This is a genomic window from Buchnera aphidicola (Aphis gossypii) (genome assembly GCF_013394915.1).
GTDB lineage: Bacteria > Pseudomonadota > Gammaproteobacteria > Enterobacterales > Enterobacteriaceae > Buchnera > Buchnera aphidicola_AZ.
Window position 1 is genome coordinate 174,218 of record NZ_CP056771.1, and the last position, 16,836, is coordinate 191,053.

Consider the following 16,836-nt stretch of genomic DNA (forward strand, 5'->3'; position numbering starts at 1 on the left):
AATGAAATATGAATCTTAGTAATTTTTCTTTAGATATACCAAAGTCATTAATAGCTTTTTATCCTTCTCCGATACGAAGTCAATGTCGTTTAATGATTGTCAATGGTAATACGGGTGAAATAACTCATAAATTTTTTTTCAATCTTATTAATGAGATTAATGCCGGTGATTTAGTTGTTTTTAACAATACAGAAGTTATCCCTGCGCGTTTATATGGTTTTAAAGAGAGTGGAGGAAAAATTGAAGTTTTACTTGAAAAAATATTAAGTAACAACAATATACTAGCATATCTTAAATCATCAAATTTAGTTAATATTAATTCTAAACTTTTTTTTGGAACATATAATGATATTGAAGGTTATGTAATTAGTTATAAAAAGCCATTCTATGAAATTAAATTTGATAATAATCAAATTTCATCTTTTGACATTTTTCATAAATATGGGCATATACCTTTACCTCCTTATATTAAAAGAAAGAATTTAAAATTAGATGAAAATTTATACCAAACTATATATAAAAAAAATTTAGGTTCTATTGCCGCACCGACTGCAGGTTTACATTTTGATGCGATTTTATTAGAAGCACTATTTAAAAAAGGGATAAATACAGATTTTGTCACTTTACATATAGGTAGCGGTACATTTCAACCGGTTAGAACCGTGCAAATAGAAAAACATATTATGCACGCGGAACACGCTTATGTTTCCGCTGATTTAATTGATAAAATTAAAGTATGCAAAAAAAATGGAGGACGTATAATAGCTGTTGGTACTACTACATTACGAGCTTTAGAGAGCGCATATAATTCTACTTTTTGGAATAATTCAAAAAACTACTCAAAAAGTACTAATATTTTCATATACCCTGGTTATAAACATCATGTTGTTGATGCGTTAATTACTAATTTTCATTTCCCTGAGTCAACGCTAATTATGTTGGTATCTTCTTTTTTAGGATATCGAAATACTATTCATGCCTATCGTGAAGCAATTAAAAAAAAATATCGTTTTTTTAGTTATGGAGATGCAATGTATATTACATATAATACACTCGCTCCTTATGAAAAAATATAAAATTAAAAAATTTTTGATTTAACATTTTATTTACCTGAGAAAAAAATGAAATTTCAAGTTATAAGTCAAGAAAAACAAGCAAGATATGGGGTTTTCCATTTTAATAAACAACGCATAGAAACTCCTATTTTTATGCCCGTAGGCACATATGGAACAGTAAAAAGTCTTAGTACTGAAGAAATTCAAAATACTGGTAGCAAAATAATTTTAGCTAATGCGCTGCATTTATATTTAAGACCAGGAAAAGATGTCATTAAATTACATGGAAATTTGAGAAATTTTATGAATTGGAATGGACCTATTCTTACAGATTCGGGTGGATTTCAAATTTTTAGTCTTTCAAAGTTTTGCAAAGTTAATGAAAAAGGAGTAATGTTTAAAAACCATATTAATGGTCAAAGTTTATTTTTAACACCTGAGCTTTCAATGGAAATTCAATTGAATTTAGGTTCAAATATCATCATGGTTTTTGATGAATGTATTTCATATACCAAAGATTGGGTAAAAACAAAAAATGCCATGGAAAAATCGTTAAATTGGTCGAAGAAATCTCGTGAATATTTTGATTTACATAAAAAAAATGATAATCTTTTATTTGGAATTATTCATGGAGGAATATATGAAAAGTTAAGAAAAATCTCTTTAAAAGAATTAATTAAAATGAATTTTGATGGATATGCTTTAGGTGGTTTAGCCGTTGGTGAATCTAAAACTGAAATGTATAATATTTTAAATTACATTGTTCCAAAAATGCCACAAAATAAACCAAGATATTTAATGGGGGTAGGAAAACCAGAAGATTTAATAGAAAGTGTATATCGTGGTATAGATATGTTTGATTGTGTTCTTCCAACACGAAACGCTAGGAATGGACATTTATTTGTAACTAATGGTATAATAAAAATTCGAAATAAAAAATATAAAAAAGATTTATCTGTTTTAGATAAAACATGCCTTTGTTACACTTGTAAAAACTATAGTAGATCATATTTACATCATTTAGATTCTTGTAATGAAATTTTAGGTGCTCGTTTAAATACCATACATAATTTACATTATTATCAAACATTAATGTGCAATATAAGAAATGCAATCAAAGAAAAAAGATTCGATAATTTTATAGAAAATTTTTATAACCAAAAAAAAATAAATTCGCATTTATAAACGTACTAAGGAATTTGATACAATGAATATTTTAATTGATAATGCCGTTGCTGCAGCGAAGCAACCAATAGAAGGAAGTTCTTATTCTTTAATTTTTATGTTATTAATTTTTTTGCTAATTTTTTATTTTATGCTTTTTCGTCCTCAACAAAAAAAAGAAAAAGAACGAAAAAATCTTATGAAGTTAATTACTTTAGGTGACGAAGTAATGACAACTAGTGGTTTTTTAGGTCGTGTAAAAAATATCACAGAGAATGGATATATTTTATTAGAACTAAATGATGCAAATGAAGTGTTTGTGAAAAAAGATTTTATAATTTCATTGCTTCCCAAAAATACTTTAGAATCTTTAAAAAAATAAAGAATTAAAAATTTATTAAATTAACTTCTAATATAAATAAGAAAAGTTTGCTATTTTAAAAAAAATAGTTTTTATTTTTTTTAATAAAATTAATCTATTATTTTTAATTTCAATATCGCAATGATTTATTTTTGCTCGATCAAAAAAATTATTTACAGGTTTTTCAAAATTTTTTAATTTTAATAAAATTATTTGATATTTTTTTTCTATCAACAATTGTTTTATATCATTGTTAAAATTATTTATTTCTTTAAACAAATTTTTTTCTTCTTCTATTTTTATTAAATTAATATTAATTTTAATATTATTTATATCTTGTTTATATACATTCAATATATTAGATATTCTTTTTATTATTAATAAAATTGGTTTTAATTGTTTTTCTTTCTCAAAATTTGATATTATTTTAACTCTTTCATTGATATCTAAAATATCTGTTATTTGACATGATAAAACCGATTGAACTACTTTAATATTATATCCTTTTTTTTCATAAAAAGATAACAATCTTAATTTAAAAAAATTTATAATTTTTTTAGATATTGATATATAATCTAGCTCTTTTTTATTATAAATTTTAAGACTATTAAAAATTAAAAATTTTAAATCTAAAGATATATTTTTATTGATAATAATACGTATTATTCCTAAAGCCGCTCTTCTTAAAGCAAATGGATCTTTATTGGATGATGGTACTTGATTAATTAAAAACATACCACATAAAGTGTCTATTTTATCAGCAATGGATAATATTGACCCCATTAAGCTAGATGGAAGTATATCTTCAGAAAAAGCTGGTAAATATTGTTCTTTAATGGAAAGAGCAATTTCATGTTTTTCTTGATTTTGAAGAGCATAATGCATTCCGATAACTCCTTGTAATTCTGGAAATTCAAATACCATTTCTGTAATGAGATCGCATTTAGACAAAACTGCTGATTTTATTAAATCAGTTTTTTTATGATTATTTGACATAAAATCTACTAGTGATTGTAATCGTATAGTTTTATCATATAACGTACCTAAATCTTTATAGAACAGCACTTTTTTTAACAAAGGGAGATAATCTAATAATTTCGTTTTTCTATCTTTTTTTAAAAAAAACATTACATCAGATAATCTAGCTTCCATGACTTTTTCATTGCCTAATATAATCTGATTGTCTTTTTTTGAATGTATATTGGTAATAAAAATAAAATATGGTAAAATTTTTTTTTCATTGTATATTGGAAAACATTTTTGCTGTTTTTCTATAATATAAACAAGAATTTCATTTGGTATGCATTTAATATATTTTTTTTTGAAAGTAGCTAAAACACCCTTAGGTGATTCTACTGTTGAATTTATTTCTTCTAAAAGTTTTAAGTTGATTTCCGTAGATCCATTTACTTTTTTTGCGATGTCTTTAATTTCTTTTTTAATTGTTTCTCTTCTAATATCATAATCAGCTATTATTTTACTATTTTTCAATAAAACAGACGGATATTCTTGAGCGTGTCTAAGATATATTTCTTCTTCTTTAAAGGAAATATGATTATGAATTTTATTTTTAGAATTAATATTAAAAATTTTTTTATTAATTATTTTATCATCTAACATCATCAAAATATTTCGAACAGGACGAAAAAACTTAATATTATTTATTTCCCATCGCATTAAATTTTTAATATTAATGTTTTTTAATGACATTTCTACTATTTTAGGAAGCAATATTTCAATTTTTTCTTGTTTTTGCTGTATATAATATACTAACCATGCACCTTTTTTATTTTTTAATTGATTTGCTTCGTGTATTTTAATTCCAATATGTTTAGCCCAAGAACATGCAGATTTTGTTGGTATTCCATTTTTATCAAAGGAATCTTTTAAAGAAGGTCCTTTTTTCAAAATTTTTTTTATTTTTTGGGAACTATCAATATCTAGAATTTTTAATGCTAATCTTCTAGGGGTAGCAAAATAATTAACTTTTTTATATTCAATATTATTTAAATTCAATGCATCAACGAAATTTTCATAAAATATAGTGATTACATTGTATAATATTCTGGAAGGGAGTTCTTCTGTTCCTATTTCAACTAAAAATGTTTTTTTCATTTTCTTCTCTTTTTATTTCTACATTAAAATTTTTATTTTTTAGTTTGAGATGTTCTTTCGCAATTTTTTTAGTAATACTTCTAATTTTTAAAATATAATTTTGACGTTCGCTAGAAGATATTGCTTTTCTCGCATCTAATAAATTAAATATATGATTTGCTTGTAATATTTTTTCATATGCTACTAAGAGTAATGGTTTTTTTAAACTTATTAAATTATTTGATTCCAACATATATTGTTCAAAATATTCAAATAATAAATCAATGTTTGAATATTCAAAATTATATTGTGATTGTTCTATTTCGTTTTTTTTGAAAATATCACCATAAGTAATCGTTTGAAATCGATTTGAGTTCCAAATTAAATCATATACATTTGATTGATTTTGCATATGCATTGCTATTCTTTCTAAACCATATGTAATTTCTACAGTTACAGGATTACACTCTATTCCACCTACTTGTTGAAAATAGGTGAATTGAGTAATTTCCATTCCATTAAGCCAAACTTCCCATCCGACGCCCCAAGCTCCTAAAGTAGGATTTTCCCAATTGTCTTCTATAAAACGTATATCGTTATTCTTTTCATCTATTTCAAGTAAGTTTAATGATTCTAAATACATACTTTGAATGTTTTTAACCGGAGGTTTAATAATTACTTGAAATTGATAGTAACTTTGCAAGCGATTTGGGTTTTTTCCATATCTCCCATCAGTTGGTCGTCTGCAGTATTGTACATAAGCAGCTTTAATAGGTTCAGGACCAATTGTTCCTAAAAATGTTATATTATGAAATGTTCCTGCACCCATTGGTAAATCTAATGGTTGAAAAATAGTGCATTCTTGTTTTATCCAGTATTTTTTCAAAATTTGAATTAATCTATAAAAAGTATTTTCACGATTTTTCATTGTATACCTTAAAGAACATCAGTATTTATTTTTTATATTATATATAATGATATTTATAATCTATATATTTTATATAGAAAATTATATAAAAAATAGTTTTTAGCTATCAGGAGAATTTTAAATATGATCAAAATTAGTCAAGAAGCTCAATTAGCTCATAATGCTTTGTTATCAAAAGGTTTAGAAAATCCTATTTTAAAAGAATACAATGGTATAGAAGAAAAAGAAAGAGAATTATTAATTGCTAAATATATATATAAAATTATGTATATTTTAAATTTAGATACAAAAAATGATAGTTTAAAAAATACCCCTGACCGTATATCGAAAATGTATAATAAAGAAATTTTTTTGGGTTTAGATTATAAAAATTTTCCGAAGATTACATTTATAGAAAATGTAATTAAGTCAAGTGATATAATTATTGTTCGTGATATTACATTGATGAGCACTTGTGAACATCATTTTATTACTATTTATGGAAAAGCAGATATTGCATATATTCCTAGAAAAAAAATTATTGGGTTATCCAAAATAAACAGAATTGCACAATTTTATTCAAAAAGACCTCAAATTCAAGAACGCTTGACTAAACAGATACGAGTAGTATTACAAACTTTACTTGGTACTAAAGATATCGCAATTGTTCTTAATATGAATCATTTTTGTGTTAAAACACGTGGTATTTGCGATGTCAATAGCACTGTTATTACTTCTTCTTTAAAAGGATTATTTAAAACTAGAAAAAGTATTCGTGATCAATTTCTTTTTAAAAACAATCTATAAAAATAAATATATTTACTTTATTTAATTGATTAAAACATGATTTCTCAGTATGATATCATTCTTAATTTATGAATATTTTTATATTTTAATTAATTTCAATAAAATAAATTAGTTTTATAAATATTTAAAAATTTCTTGGAAAGTTAAAATGAAATATATTGGTGCGCATGTTAGTTCTTCAGGTGGCTTAGAAAAAGCAGTATTTCGAGCGTTTCAGTTAAACGCTACAGCTTTTTCGTTTTTTACTAAAAATCAATTACAATGGTCCGCATCTCCTTTAAATGCAATCAATATAGATAATTTTAAAAAAGCCTGTATTAAATATAATTTCTTTTTTGAAAAAATTTTACCACATAGTAGTTATTTAATTAATTTAGGTCATCCTGATAATGATTTGTTAAAAAAATCTCGTATAGCATTTATTCAAGAAATAAAGCGTTGTGATGATTTAGGTTTGTATTATTTAAATTTTCATCCTGGTAGTCACTTAAATAAAATTTCAGAAACAGATTGTTTATTAAGAATTTCTGAATCAATTAATATAGCCTTAGAAAAAACTAATAATATAACAGCTGTAATTGAAAATACTGCAGGACAAGGAACGAATGTTGGATATTGTTTTGAACATTTATATGAAATTATAAATCAAGTAGATGACAAATCGCGCATTGGTGTTTGTCTAGATACGTGTCATTTGTTTTCTTCAGGATATGATCTACGAACAAAAGAAAATTGCCAAAATACATTTAATAAATTTTTTAATTTGATAGGATTAAAATATTTAAAAGGTTTACATTTAAATGATTCAAAAAGAGATTTTAATAGTCGCGTTGATCGACATGAAAATTTAGGGTTAGGTTATATTGGAACATTAGTTTTTGAATGGATCATTAAAAATAAGTCTTTTTCTAATATACCCATGATATTAGAAACAAGTGACTCATTAATGTGGGCAGAGGAAATATCTTGGTTAAAGTCATTACAAAGCAAAGATAATATTGTATTGTAATATATATATTTCGTTATAAGAGAGAGTTTATTATGTTGACTATAGATGCAAAGATAAGAGAAAAAAAAGGAAAAAGTTTTAGTAGAAAATTACGTATGCAAAATAAATTTCCAGCGATTTTATATGGGTTAAATAAAATTCCTATATCTTTAGTTTTAGATCATAATACTGTTTTTAATTTACAGAAAAAAACAGATTTTTATCAAAAAAAATTATTTTTACTGATTCAAGGAAAAGAATATATAGTCAAAGTTCAATCTGTACAAAGACATCCATTTAAATTGAAATTGTTACATATCGATTTTTTGTATGTTTAAAATTTTTGTTTTTTAAATTAAAAGATTTATAATATGCTCGATAATACTTTTCTAAAAATTATCATAGTTGGATGAAATTGTATTAATATTAATCCAAAAAATCCAAATATTAAAAATATCAGCGCAATAAATCCAATATTTTTTTGTATAATGTTTATATGATCTTTATTTTTTATTTTTTTTATTTTCCACCATTTTGATATTAACCATATTCCTATCCAAATTAAAATAGCAATAATGAATAAAAACCATTTGAAATAATTATTACTGGAATCTGTAGGTATATTAATAGTTATACCTGCAATAATTCCGGGAAAAAAATAAACCGGAGGCCATAATATGCATCCTATAAAACTAGGTAAAATAAATTTTTTTAATGGTAATTTCAACATTCCTGAAACCATAGGTATTAATGGTCTAGTTGGACCTATAAAACGACCTATTAATATTGTTAATATACTATGTTTATGTAGTAATATTTCAGTTTTTTCTAATATCTTATGATGTTTTTTTAAAAAAGATAGATTATGCAACCATTTTTTAAAGTATAATCCAATGCAGTATGATAACCAGTCTCCTAATAAACATCCAATAGTTCCTGCAATCCAAGAAGGATAAAAAAACAATTTTTTATTACCTATAAATGTACCTAATGTTGCCATTAATACTATTCCTGGAAGTAATAAACCAATTAATGCAAGAGATTCTAAAAAAGAAACTATACCTATTATGCATAGTGAATATATTAGAGAATGTGTTATTAAAGATGTTAACCAATATTCCATAGACATCCATTATATGTTTTTATTAATTTTGATATATCATGTAAAATTAAATATATTTTATACTTTATATTTTTTTTAAAAAAATCTCAAGTAAATATTTTATATTAGAATATCATTATAATACAAAAATCGTTATAATAAAAAATTTAAAACAAAGAGAATATCAAGAAGAATAAAAATGAGAGTTTATTTTATTGTAATTTTATATATATTTTCAAGTGTGTTTTCGAGTTGTTTCGCTAAGATTTTTGAAGTTGATAAGATTGTCGCTATTGTAAATAATCAAGTTATATTAGATAGTGATATTAATCAAGTACTTTTTTATTTAAAAAAAGAAAAAAATTCGGTCTTAGTTCCTTTAAAGATGAATTTTTTTAGAGACAAAATATTAGAAAAATTAATTATAGATTCTTTAATTTTAGAAGAAGCAAGTAAATTTAATATCATCGTTTCTGATGCTCAAGTGGATTCGGTACTCCGAAACATTGCTTTTGAAAAACATATCACTTTAAATGAATTAAAAAGTAATATTATATTAAATAATACTGATAATTTTTTTAATTACAATGATTATATCCAAAATATAAAGAATTCATTAAAAATTAAAATGTTACAAGATTATTTTTCAAACAAAAATATTAATATATCTGAAAAAGAAATATATTATTTGTTAAGTCAGAAAATAAAAAAACAAAATGAATTAAAAAAAATTAATTTAAAATTTATTATCTTACCTTTTTCAAAAAAAGAAGATAACAAGATAATTAAAAATAAAAAATTTTTAATTAATCATCTTTTTGAAATGATCAGTAATAACTCTAATTTTGATTATTTTTACAAAAGTTTTAAAAAAAACAAAAATATTTTTTTAGCAGAAAACATATCATTAAAACACTTAAAAGACTTAAAAAAAATTTTTTCTAGAAAACTAAATATTTTTAAAAATCACCAAATATTAGGCCCTGTTTTAGGGAAAAAAGGTTTTTATATTATTAAAGTAAATAATATTGAAAATAATAGCGTTAAAAAAATAATTACTGAATTCCATATTCAGCATTGTTTGATGCGTCCTTCTGTTATTTTAAATGATATACAAGCTAAAAAAGATATCTTTAAAATATATAATAATATAAAAATAAAAAATTATAGCTTTGATTACGCTATAGAAAATTTCTCATGTGATTTTTATTCATCTCATAAAAAAGGCGATTTAGGCTGGGTTTCAAGTAAATCTTTTGATGGTGCTTTTAAAAATGTTTTAAAAAATTTAAATAGTAACGAAATTAGTAAACCAATTAGATCCAAATTTGGATGGCATATAATCAAATTGTTAGAAAAACGTCAAATAGATGAAACATGGAAAATTGAAAAAGAAAAAATTTATCAAATTTTATTAGAATATAAAATTAAACAAGCAAAAAATAATTGGATTGAAAAAATGAAAAAATCATCTTATATAAATGTTTTTTAATATTAAGATAATATTTTAAAAATTTCAATAAGATAAAAATAAAATAATATGTTTTAAAATTAAAATTATGTAATATTATAAGTTGATAAAAAACTAAATGAAAAAGCACATTCCTATAAAAAAATTTAGTCAAAATTTTCTTACAGATTTTAATGTAATTAAAAAAATAGTTAAATTTATTAACCCTCAGTTAAATGATATTTTAGTTGAAATTGGACCGGGATTAGCCGCGATAACTCGACCTGTTTGTGATTTAATAAATAAGTTAATTGTCATTGAAATTGATAAATTTCTGTTAGAGAGGTTAAAAAAGTGTTCATTTTATCCGAAATTAATAATATATCATGAAGATGCTTTAGAATTTGATTATTTAAAATTATTTCATAAAAAAAATAAATTGATTCGAATTTTTGGTAATTTACCATATCATATTTCTACGTCTTTAATATTGCATTTATTTAAAAGAATTAATATTATTAAGGATATGAACTTTATGCTGCAAAAGGAATTTGCTGAGCGTTTAATTGCATCGCCAGGTAGCAAATTATATGGTCGTTTAAGTATTATTTCTCAATATTATTGTAACATCAAAGTTTTATTGCATGTTTCTTCAAAATGTTTCAAACCTGCTCCTAAAGTAGAATCAATATTTCTTAATTTGACACCTCATACTGATTGTTTTCCTTATTTTACTTACAATACAAATGTTCTTAGTTATATTACAAATTTAGCTTTTCAAAAAAGAAGAAAAATATTACGTCATAGTTTGGGTAAAATCTTTTCTGAAAAAGTTTTTATGAAATTAAACATTAACCCAAGATTAAGACCTGAAAATATTTCTATATTACAATATTGTCAATTATCTAATTATATGATAGAAAATAATATTTATCAAAAATATGTTTTTACTTAAATATATATTTTACATTTTAAAGTAGAAAAAAAATGAGCACTTATTTTATTAGTGATATTCATGGTTGTTATAGAGAATTTAAAATACTTTTAAAAAAATCAAATTTTGACGTTAAAAAAGATTATCTATGGATTGCAGGTGATTTAGTTGCCAGAGGGCCTAATTCACTAGAAGTAATTAGATATTTATATTCTATAAAAGATAGAACAAATATAGTACTTGGAAATCATGATTTAAATTTAATTGCAGTATATTCTGGTATCAAAGAAAATAAAAAAGAGAACTATTTTGACGATTTTTTATCTTCTAAAGACAGTGATAAATTAATCAATTGGTTACGTTCTCAATCTATTTTAAAAATTAATGAGCAACAAAAAATTATTATGATACATGCTGGGATTAGTTCGCAATGGGATTTTGAAACTATGAAAGCATGTGCTTTAGAAATTGAAGCATCTTTATTAAGTAATGATTATCCTTTATTTTTAAAGTCTGTTTTTAATAATAAAATAAATTATTGGAATTCTAGTTTAAGGAAAATTGATCGATTAAGATATAGTGTTAATGCTTTTACACGCATGAGATATTGCTATCCTAACGGAAAGTTAAATTTGATATGTAAAAAATCTCCTAATGTTGTTAAATATCCGTTATTACCATGGTTTATTATATCAAATAAATTTAAAGAAAAATATTCTGTTGTTTTTGGGCATTGGTCTACTTTAAAAGATACACGCGTTCCTAGTGCATTTTTCCCATTAGATAAAGGTTGCTGTTGGGGTGGACAATTGCTAATGTTAAGATGGGAAGACAAACAATATTTTTATCAATCTTATTTAGGATAAAATATATTATGTAAAATAAATATGTAAATAAATTTATTTGGAAATTAAAATATAAGTTTTATCTTATTAATATTTCGAAACAAAAATCATAATTATGTTTTCTATCTTTAAAAAAATTTTTTTTAAATATTGTTTTCCAATTTTTAAATAATTTATATTTCGGGAAATAAGTATCTCCAGAAATATCACAATTCACATGGGTGAGATATAGTTTATTAGCATAAAACAACATTTGTTGATATATTTGAGACCCTCCAATCACCATTATTTCTTCATGTCCGCTATGTTTCGAGCATACAGAAGAGATTATGGCACTATTGATTGAATCTGCCCATATAATATTTTTTTTAAAAATTTTCTTTTTACTAACTACTATGTTAGTTCGCATAGGTAAAAATTTTTCTATAGATTCCCATGTTACACGCCCCATAATAATATTTTTATTTATCGTATTTTTTTTAAACCACTTTAAATCTTCTGGAAGATACCAAGGTATTTTATTTTTATCTCCAATAACAAGATTGTTAGAAATAGCCGCAATTAAACTAATTTTCATATATAATTTTTTTAAGAGTTATAAATATTCTTTGTAACATGTTTATAAAAATAAGTTGATTTATTTAAATAAAATTTATTTTTTTGAATTCATTTTTTTATGTATTTCTTGCAAGGATATAATATTCTTTGTTGGATCTTCATTTAATGCCATAACTGTAGCAAATGCTCCATTAATAGTTGTGTCATAATGAACTTTATATTGCAAAGCGCTCCGACAAATTAATTTTGCGTCCTTTAGACCTTGATGACAAGATGTTGTGTTAACAATATATACGTATTCTCCATTTTTTAAACGATCTTGAACATGTGGTCTTCCTTCATATACTTTATTTACTAATCTAGAAATAATTCCAGATTTTTTTAAAGCTATAGATGTTCCTTTAGTAGCATCAATTTCAAAGCCAAATTTTTTTAATTTTACAGCTAAATTTACAATATTTTTTTTGTCATTATCTCTTACCGAGAGTAATACACGTCCTAGTTTTTTCATGTTTGTATGAGCACCGAGCATCGCTTTGGAAAATGCTTCTGAAAAATTTTTTCCAATACCCATCACTTCTCCTGTAGATCTCATTTCTGGTCCTAATATAGGATCTACACCTTGAAATTTATCAAAAGGTAAAACAGCTTCTTTTACTGAAAAAAACGATGGAATAATTTCTTTTATAAACCCTTGTTTTTTTAATGTTTCACCATGCATAACACGTACAGAGATTTTTGCTAGCGCTAATCCTGTTGCTTTAGATACAAATGGAACTGTTCGAGCTGCTCTTGGATTCACTTCAATAATGTATATTTCATTATTTTTAATTGCAAACTGCGCATTCATTAGTCCTCGTACAGATAATTCAAATGCTAGTTTTTTTACTTGTTTTCTAATGCTATCTTGAATTTTTTTAGTTAAAGTATAAGCTGGTAAAGAACATGCTGAGTCTCCAGAATGCACTCCTGCTTGTTCAATATGCTCCATGATTCCTCCAATTAAAACTGTTTTCCCATCACAGATTGCATCAACATCTACCTCTGTTGCATAATTTAAATATTGATCTAATAGAATTGGAGTGGTCTTGTTTGGTTTTAATGTTGTTTTAAAATAGTTATCTAATTCAGATGGTTCGTAAACAATCTCCATTGCTCTTCCACCTAGAACATAAGAAGGTCTAACCATGATAGGATAACCAATTTTTTTTGCGTGCTGATGTGCTTCCTCTAAAGTTAAAACTGTAGCATTTAACGGTTGCTTTAAATTTAATTTTTTTACAATTTTTTGAAAGCGATTCCTATCTTCTGATTTATCAATAGCATCTGGTTTTGTACCAATAATAGGTATCCCTTCTTTTTCAAACTCTTTTGCTAATTTTAGTGGTGTTTGCCCTCCATATTGAATAATAACTCCTTTCGGTTTTTCAATTTTAACTATTTCTAAAACGTTTTCTAATGTGATTGGTTCAAAATAAAGTCGATCAGATATATCGTAATCTGTAGACACTGTTTCTGGGTTACAATTAATCATAATTGCTTCAAAACCATCTTCTCTTAATGCTTGTGCAGCATGTACACAGCAATAATCGAATTCTATCCCTTGCCCTATCCTGTTTGGACCACCTCCTATAATAATAATTTTTTTATTATTTGTAGTAGGATTAGCTTCGCACTCATCTTCCCAGGTGGAATACATATATGCGGTTTCAGTGGAAAACTCAGCTGAGCATGTATCGATTCTTTTATAAACAGGGTGTAAGTTTAATTTATTGCGTAAATGACGTATATCACGTTCTTTTTTGTTTAGCAACATAGCTATACGTAAATCTGAAAAACCTTTTCTTTTAATAAAATATAAAAATTTATAATTTAATCCAATAAATCCATTTTGTTTAATTTTTTCTTCTAATAGAATGATTTCTTGAATTTGCATAAGAAACCAAGGATCAATAGATGTTAATTCAAACACATCGTTTATAGACATTCCTAATCTAAATGCATCACCAATATACCAAAGCCTATCTGAACCTGCTTCTTTTAACTCATGCCTAATTTTTATTAAACATTGAGTGTCTAATTTAGATATTTTAGAATTAAAACCGCACACTCCGATTTCTAATCCTCGAATTGCTTTTTGTATTGATTCTTGAAATGTTCTTCCTATAGCCATAACTTCACCGACAGATTTCATTTGAGTAGTTAATCTGTCGTTACATCCTGGAAACTTTTCAAAATTGAATCTTGGAATTTTAGTTACTATATAATCTATTGATGGTTCAAAAGATGCTGTTGTGTTAGTTCCTGTAATGTCGTTTGCTAGTTCATCTAACGTGTATCCTACTGCTAATTTTGCAGCTATTTTTGCAATTGGAAATCCTGTAGCTTTAGAGGCTAATGCAGAAGAACGAGAAACTCTTGGATTCATTTCAATCACTATCATTCGACCGTTTTTTGGGTTAATAGCAAATTGTACATTAGAACCTCCAGTTTCTACTCCAATCTCTTGTAAGATAGCCATAGATGCATTTCTCATAATCTGATATTCTTTATCAGTTAATGTTTGTGCTGGAGCTACAGTAATGGAGTCTCCTGTATGTATTCCCATAGGATCGAAATTTTCAATTGAACAAACAATGATACAATTATTATTTTTATCTCGTACAACTTCCATCTCGTACTCTTTCCAACCGATTAATGACTCATCGATTAATAACTCAGTAGTAGGAGATAATTTTAACCCCCTCTCACAAATATCTTCAAATTCTTCTTGGTTATAGGCAATTCCACCTCCACTCCCCCCCATAGTAAAAGAAGGTCTAATAATACATGGAAAACCTACGTTTTTTAATACTGATAATGCTTCTTTAATGCTGTGTGCAATACCGCATTTTGCAGTTTGTAAATTAAGTTTTTTCATTGAAAATTCAAATAATTTTCTATCCTCTGCTTTGTTTATCGCATCGATAGTAGCCCCTATGATTTTAACATTAAATTTTTTTAGTATCCCTCTTTTATTAAGTTCTAATGCACAATTTAATGCTGTTTGGCCACCCATAGTCGGAAGTAATGCATCTGGACGCTCTTTAATTATAATCCTTTTTACTACTTTCCAATGAATAGGTTCAACATATGTAGCATCTGCCATGTATGGATCAGTCATGATAGTTGCAGGATTAGAATTAACAAGAATAATTTTGTAACCTTCTTCATGTAATGCTTTGCATGCTTGTGCACCTGAATAATCAAATTCACATGCTTGCCCAATTACAATAGGACCTGCTCCAAGAATTAAAATAGATTTTATATCAGTAGATTTAGGCATTTTTTTTTCCTAATTAATTACTGAATTTTGCTTGATTAAGTAATTTTATAAAATGATCAAATAGATATGAACCATCATGCGGTCCTGGACTAGCTTCTGGATGCCCTTGAAAGCTAAAAGCTAATTTATCAGTCAAACATAAACCTTGTACTGTACCATCAAAAAGAGAAGTATGTGTTATAAAAATATTTTTTGGCATATTTTTTGTATCTACAGTAAAACTATGGTTTTGAGATGTGATAATTACACGATTAGTTTTTATTTCTCTTACTGGATGATTTCCACCATGATGACCAAATTTCATTTTAACGATATTAGCTCCACTAGCTAATGCAAGTAGTTGATGTCCTAAGCATATTCCAAATATTGGAATATTAATTTTTAAGAAATCTTGAATTGATTTGATAGCATAGTGACATGGTCTTGGGTCACCTGGTCCATTAGATAAAAAAATTCCATCAGGAGCTAAATTTAGTACTGTTTTTGAATCTGTTGTAGCAGGTACTATAGTTAAGTAGCATCCTCGATCCGCTAACATACGTAAAATATTTCGTTTCACACCGAAATCATATACAATAATATGAAATAAAAATTTTTTTTCAGAGTAAGACTGGTTTTCATTAATTATATAGCTTTTTTTATTCCAGTTGTAAATAACTTGAGTAGTTACTTTTTTAGCTAAATCTAATCCTTGTAAACTTAAGCAATTTTTTGCTCTTTTATGTGCTATAATATAGTTTTCTTTTTTATCTTCTATAATACATCCATTTTGTGACCCCTTTGTTCTTAAAATACGCGTTAATTTTCTTGTATCAATATCAGATATTGCAATAATATTATTTTCTTTTAGATAAGCAGAAAAACTTTTTGTACTGCGATAGTTACTAGATATTGGAGACATATCACGGATAATTAATCCTCTTGCATGAATTTTAGATGATTCTTCATCATTTTTATTAGTTCCAACATTTCCGATATGGGGATGTGTTAGTGTTACAATTTGGTTTGAATAAGAAGGATCGGTGATTATTTCTTGGTACCCAGTTATTGATGTATTAAAAACAACTTCTCCTACAGTTGTTCCTGTCGCTCCAACAGAACGTCCATGAAATTTAGTGCCATCTTCTAAAACTAATACTGCTGATTGGCCCAAAGCACCCTCCAAAAAATTTTTTAATATAGATTAGATTTTAAAAAAATAAGTAAAATATTGTGAAAAATTAAATATTTATTTTAACTAAAATTA

General features: G+C 25.3%; 15 protein-coding genes. 9 read left to right on the forward strand and 6 right to left on the reverse strand.

The features are described from left to right. The first annotated feature begins 8 nt into the window (after positions 1 to 8). Genes queA through yajC form a run of 3 tightly spaced genes read left to right on the forward strand, consistent with a single transcriptional unit; the run spans position 9 to position 2,601 of the window. A complete protein-coding gene (gene queA / locus HU701_RS00870) occupies positions 9 to 1,076 on the forward strand; it encodes a tRNA preQ1(34) S-adenosylmethionine ribosyltransferase-isomerase QueA (RefSeq protein ID WP_178919006.1) in 1,068 nt (355 codons plus the stop codon). 45 nt (positions 1,077 to 1,121) lie between these two features. Further along, on the forward strand, positions 1,122 to 2,240 hold the full coding sequence (tgt, locus tag HU701_RS00875; RefSeq protein WP_178919008.1) for a tRNA guanosine(34) transglycosylase Tgt: 1,119 nt from the start codon (positions 1,122 to 1,124) through the stop codon (positions 2,238 to 2,240). Between the two features lie 22 nt (positions 2,241 to 2,262). Continuing rightward, a complete protein-coding gene (yajC, locus tag HU701_RS00880) occupies positions 2,263 to 2,601 on the forward strand; it encodes a preprotein translocase subunit YajC (RefSeq protein ID WP_158346069.1) in 339 nt (112 codons plus the stop codon). 27 nt (positions 2,602 to 2,628) lie between these two features. Here yajC and glyS read toward each other — a convergent pair whose 3' ends face one another. Next, the gene (gene glyS, locus HU701_RS00885; protein WP_178919010.1) at positions 2,629 to 4,695 is read right to left on the reverse strand and encodes a glycine--tRNA ligase subunit beta; all 2,067 of its coding nucleotides are present in this window, start codon (positions 4,693 to 4,695) and stop codon (positions 2,629 to 2,631) included. Next, positions 4,673 to 5,602, reverse strand: coding sequence for a glycine--tRNA ligase subunit alpha (gene glyQ / locus HU701_RS00890; protein WP_158346073.1), 930 nt, complete (start codon positions 5,600 to 5,602; stop codon positions 4,673 to 4,675). Before glyQ ends, glyS begins: the two co-directional genes overlap by 23 nt. Before the next feature lie 123 nt (positions 5,603 to 5,725). On the opposite strand from glyQ, the gene folE reads away from it, so the two are divergent. The 3 genes from folE to rplY all read left to right on the forward strand — a co-directional run bounded on the left by folE (position 5,726) and on the right by rplY (position 7,714). Next, a complete protein-coding gene (gene folE, locus HU701_RS00895; RefSeq protein WP_178919012.1) occupies positions 5,726 to 6,388 on the forward strand; it encodes a GTP cyclohydrolase I FolE in 663 nt (220 codons plus the stop codon). Positions 6,389 to 6,536: 148 nt separating this feature from the next. Beyond that, positions 6,537 to 7,397, forward strand: coding sequence for a deoxyribonuclease IV (gene nfo / locus HU701_RS00900; RefSeq protein WP_178919014.1), 861 nt, complete (start codon positions 6,537 to 6,539; stop codon positions 7,395 to 7,397). A gap of 32 nt (positions 7,398 to 7,429) precedes the next feature. Further along, positions 7,430 to 7,714: a 50S ribosomal protein L25 gene (gene rplY, locus HU701_RS00905; protein ID WP_178919024.1), complete on the forward strand. Its 285-nt coding sequence runs from the start codon at positions 7,430 to 7,432 to the stop codon at positions 7,712 to 7,714. Between the two features lie 26 nt (positions 7,715 to 7,740). On the opposite strand, the gene HU701_RS00910 is transcribed toward rplY, so the two are convergent. Beyond that, positions 7,741 to 8,499 (reverse strand): DedA family protein, encoded by a 759-nt coding sequence (locus HU701_RS00910; RefSeq protein WP_158346858.1) that lies wholly within the window; start codon positions 8,497 to 8,499, stop codon positions 7,741 to 7,743. 178 nt (positions 8,500 to 8,677) lie between these two features. Here HU701_RS00910 and HU701_RS00915 point away from each other — a divergent pair, with 178 nt between their 5' ends. The 3 genes from HU701_RS00915 to apaH all read left to right on the forward strand — a co-directional run bounded on the left by HU701_RS00915 (position 8,678) and on the right by apaH (position 11,728). Next, on the forward strand, positions 8,678 to 9,970 hold the full coding sequence (locus HU701_RS00915) for a peptidylprolyl isomerase (protein WP_178919026.1): 1,293 nt from the start codon (positions 8,678 to 8,680) through the stop codon (positions 9,968 to 9,970). A gap of 97 nt (positions 9,971 to 10,067) precedes the next feature. Next, positions 10,068 to 10,883: a 16S rRNA (adenine(1518)-N(6)/adenine(1519)-N(6))-dimethyltransferase RsmA gene (gene rsmA / locus HU701_RS00920; protein WP_178919028.1), complete on the forward strand. Its 816-nt coding sequence runs from the start codon at positions 10,068 to 10,070 to the stop codon at positions 10,881 to 10,883. Between the two features lie 32 nt (positions 10,884 to 10,915). Further along, complete coding sequence (apaH, locus tag HU701_RS00925) at positions 10,916 to 11,728, forward strand: bis(5'-nucleosyl)-tetraphosphatase (symmetrical) ApaH (protein WP_158346085.1); 813 nt, start codon at positions 10,916 to 10,918, stop codon at positions 11,726 to 11,728. 58 nt (positions 11,729 to 11,786) lie between these two features. Here apaH and folA read toward each other — a convergent pair whose 3' ends face one another. The 3 genes from folA to carA all read right to left on the reverse strand — a co-directional run bounded on the left by folA (position 11,787) and on the right by carA (position 16,743). Further along, complete coding sequence (gene folA, locus HU701_RS00930) at positions 11,787 to 12,284, reverse strand: type 3 dihydrofolate reductase (RefSeq protein WP_158346087.1); 498 nt, start codon at positions 12,282 to 12,284, stop codon at positions 11,787 to 11,789. A gap of 75 nt (positions 12,285 to 12,359) precedes the next feature. Beyond that, on the reverse strand, positions 12,360 to 15,590 hold the full coding sequence (gene carB, locus HU701_RS00935; RefSeq protein ID WP_178919038.1) for a carbamoyl-phosphate synthase large subunit: 3,231 nt from the start codon (positions 15,588 to 15,590) through the stop codon (positions 12,360 to 12,362). A 13-nt stretch (positions 15,591 to 15,603) separates the two neighbouring features. Then, positions 15,604 to 16,743 (reverse strand): glutamine-hydrolyzing carbamoyl-phosphate synthase small subunit, encoded by a 1,140-nt coding sequence (carA, locus tag HU701_RS00940; protein ID WP_226856603.1) that lies wholly within the window; start codon positions 16,741 to 16,743, stop codon positions 15,604 to 15,606. Positions 16,744 to 16,836: the final 93 nt, after the last annotated feature.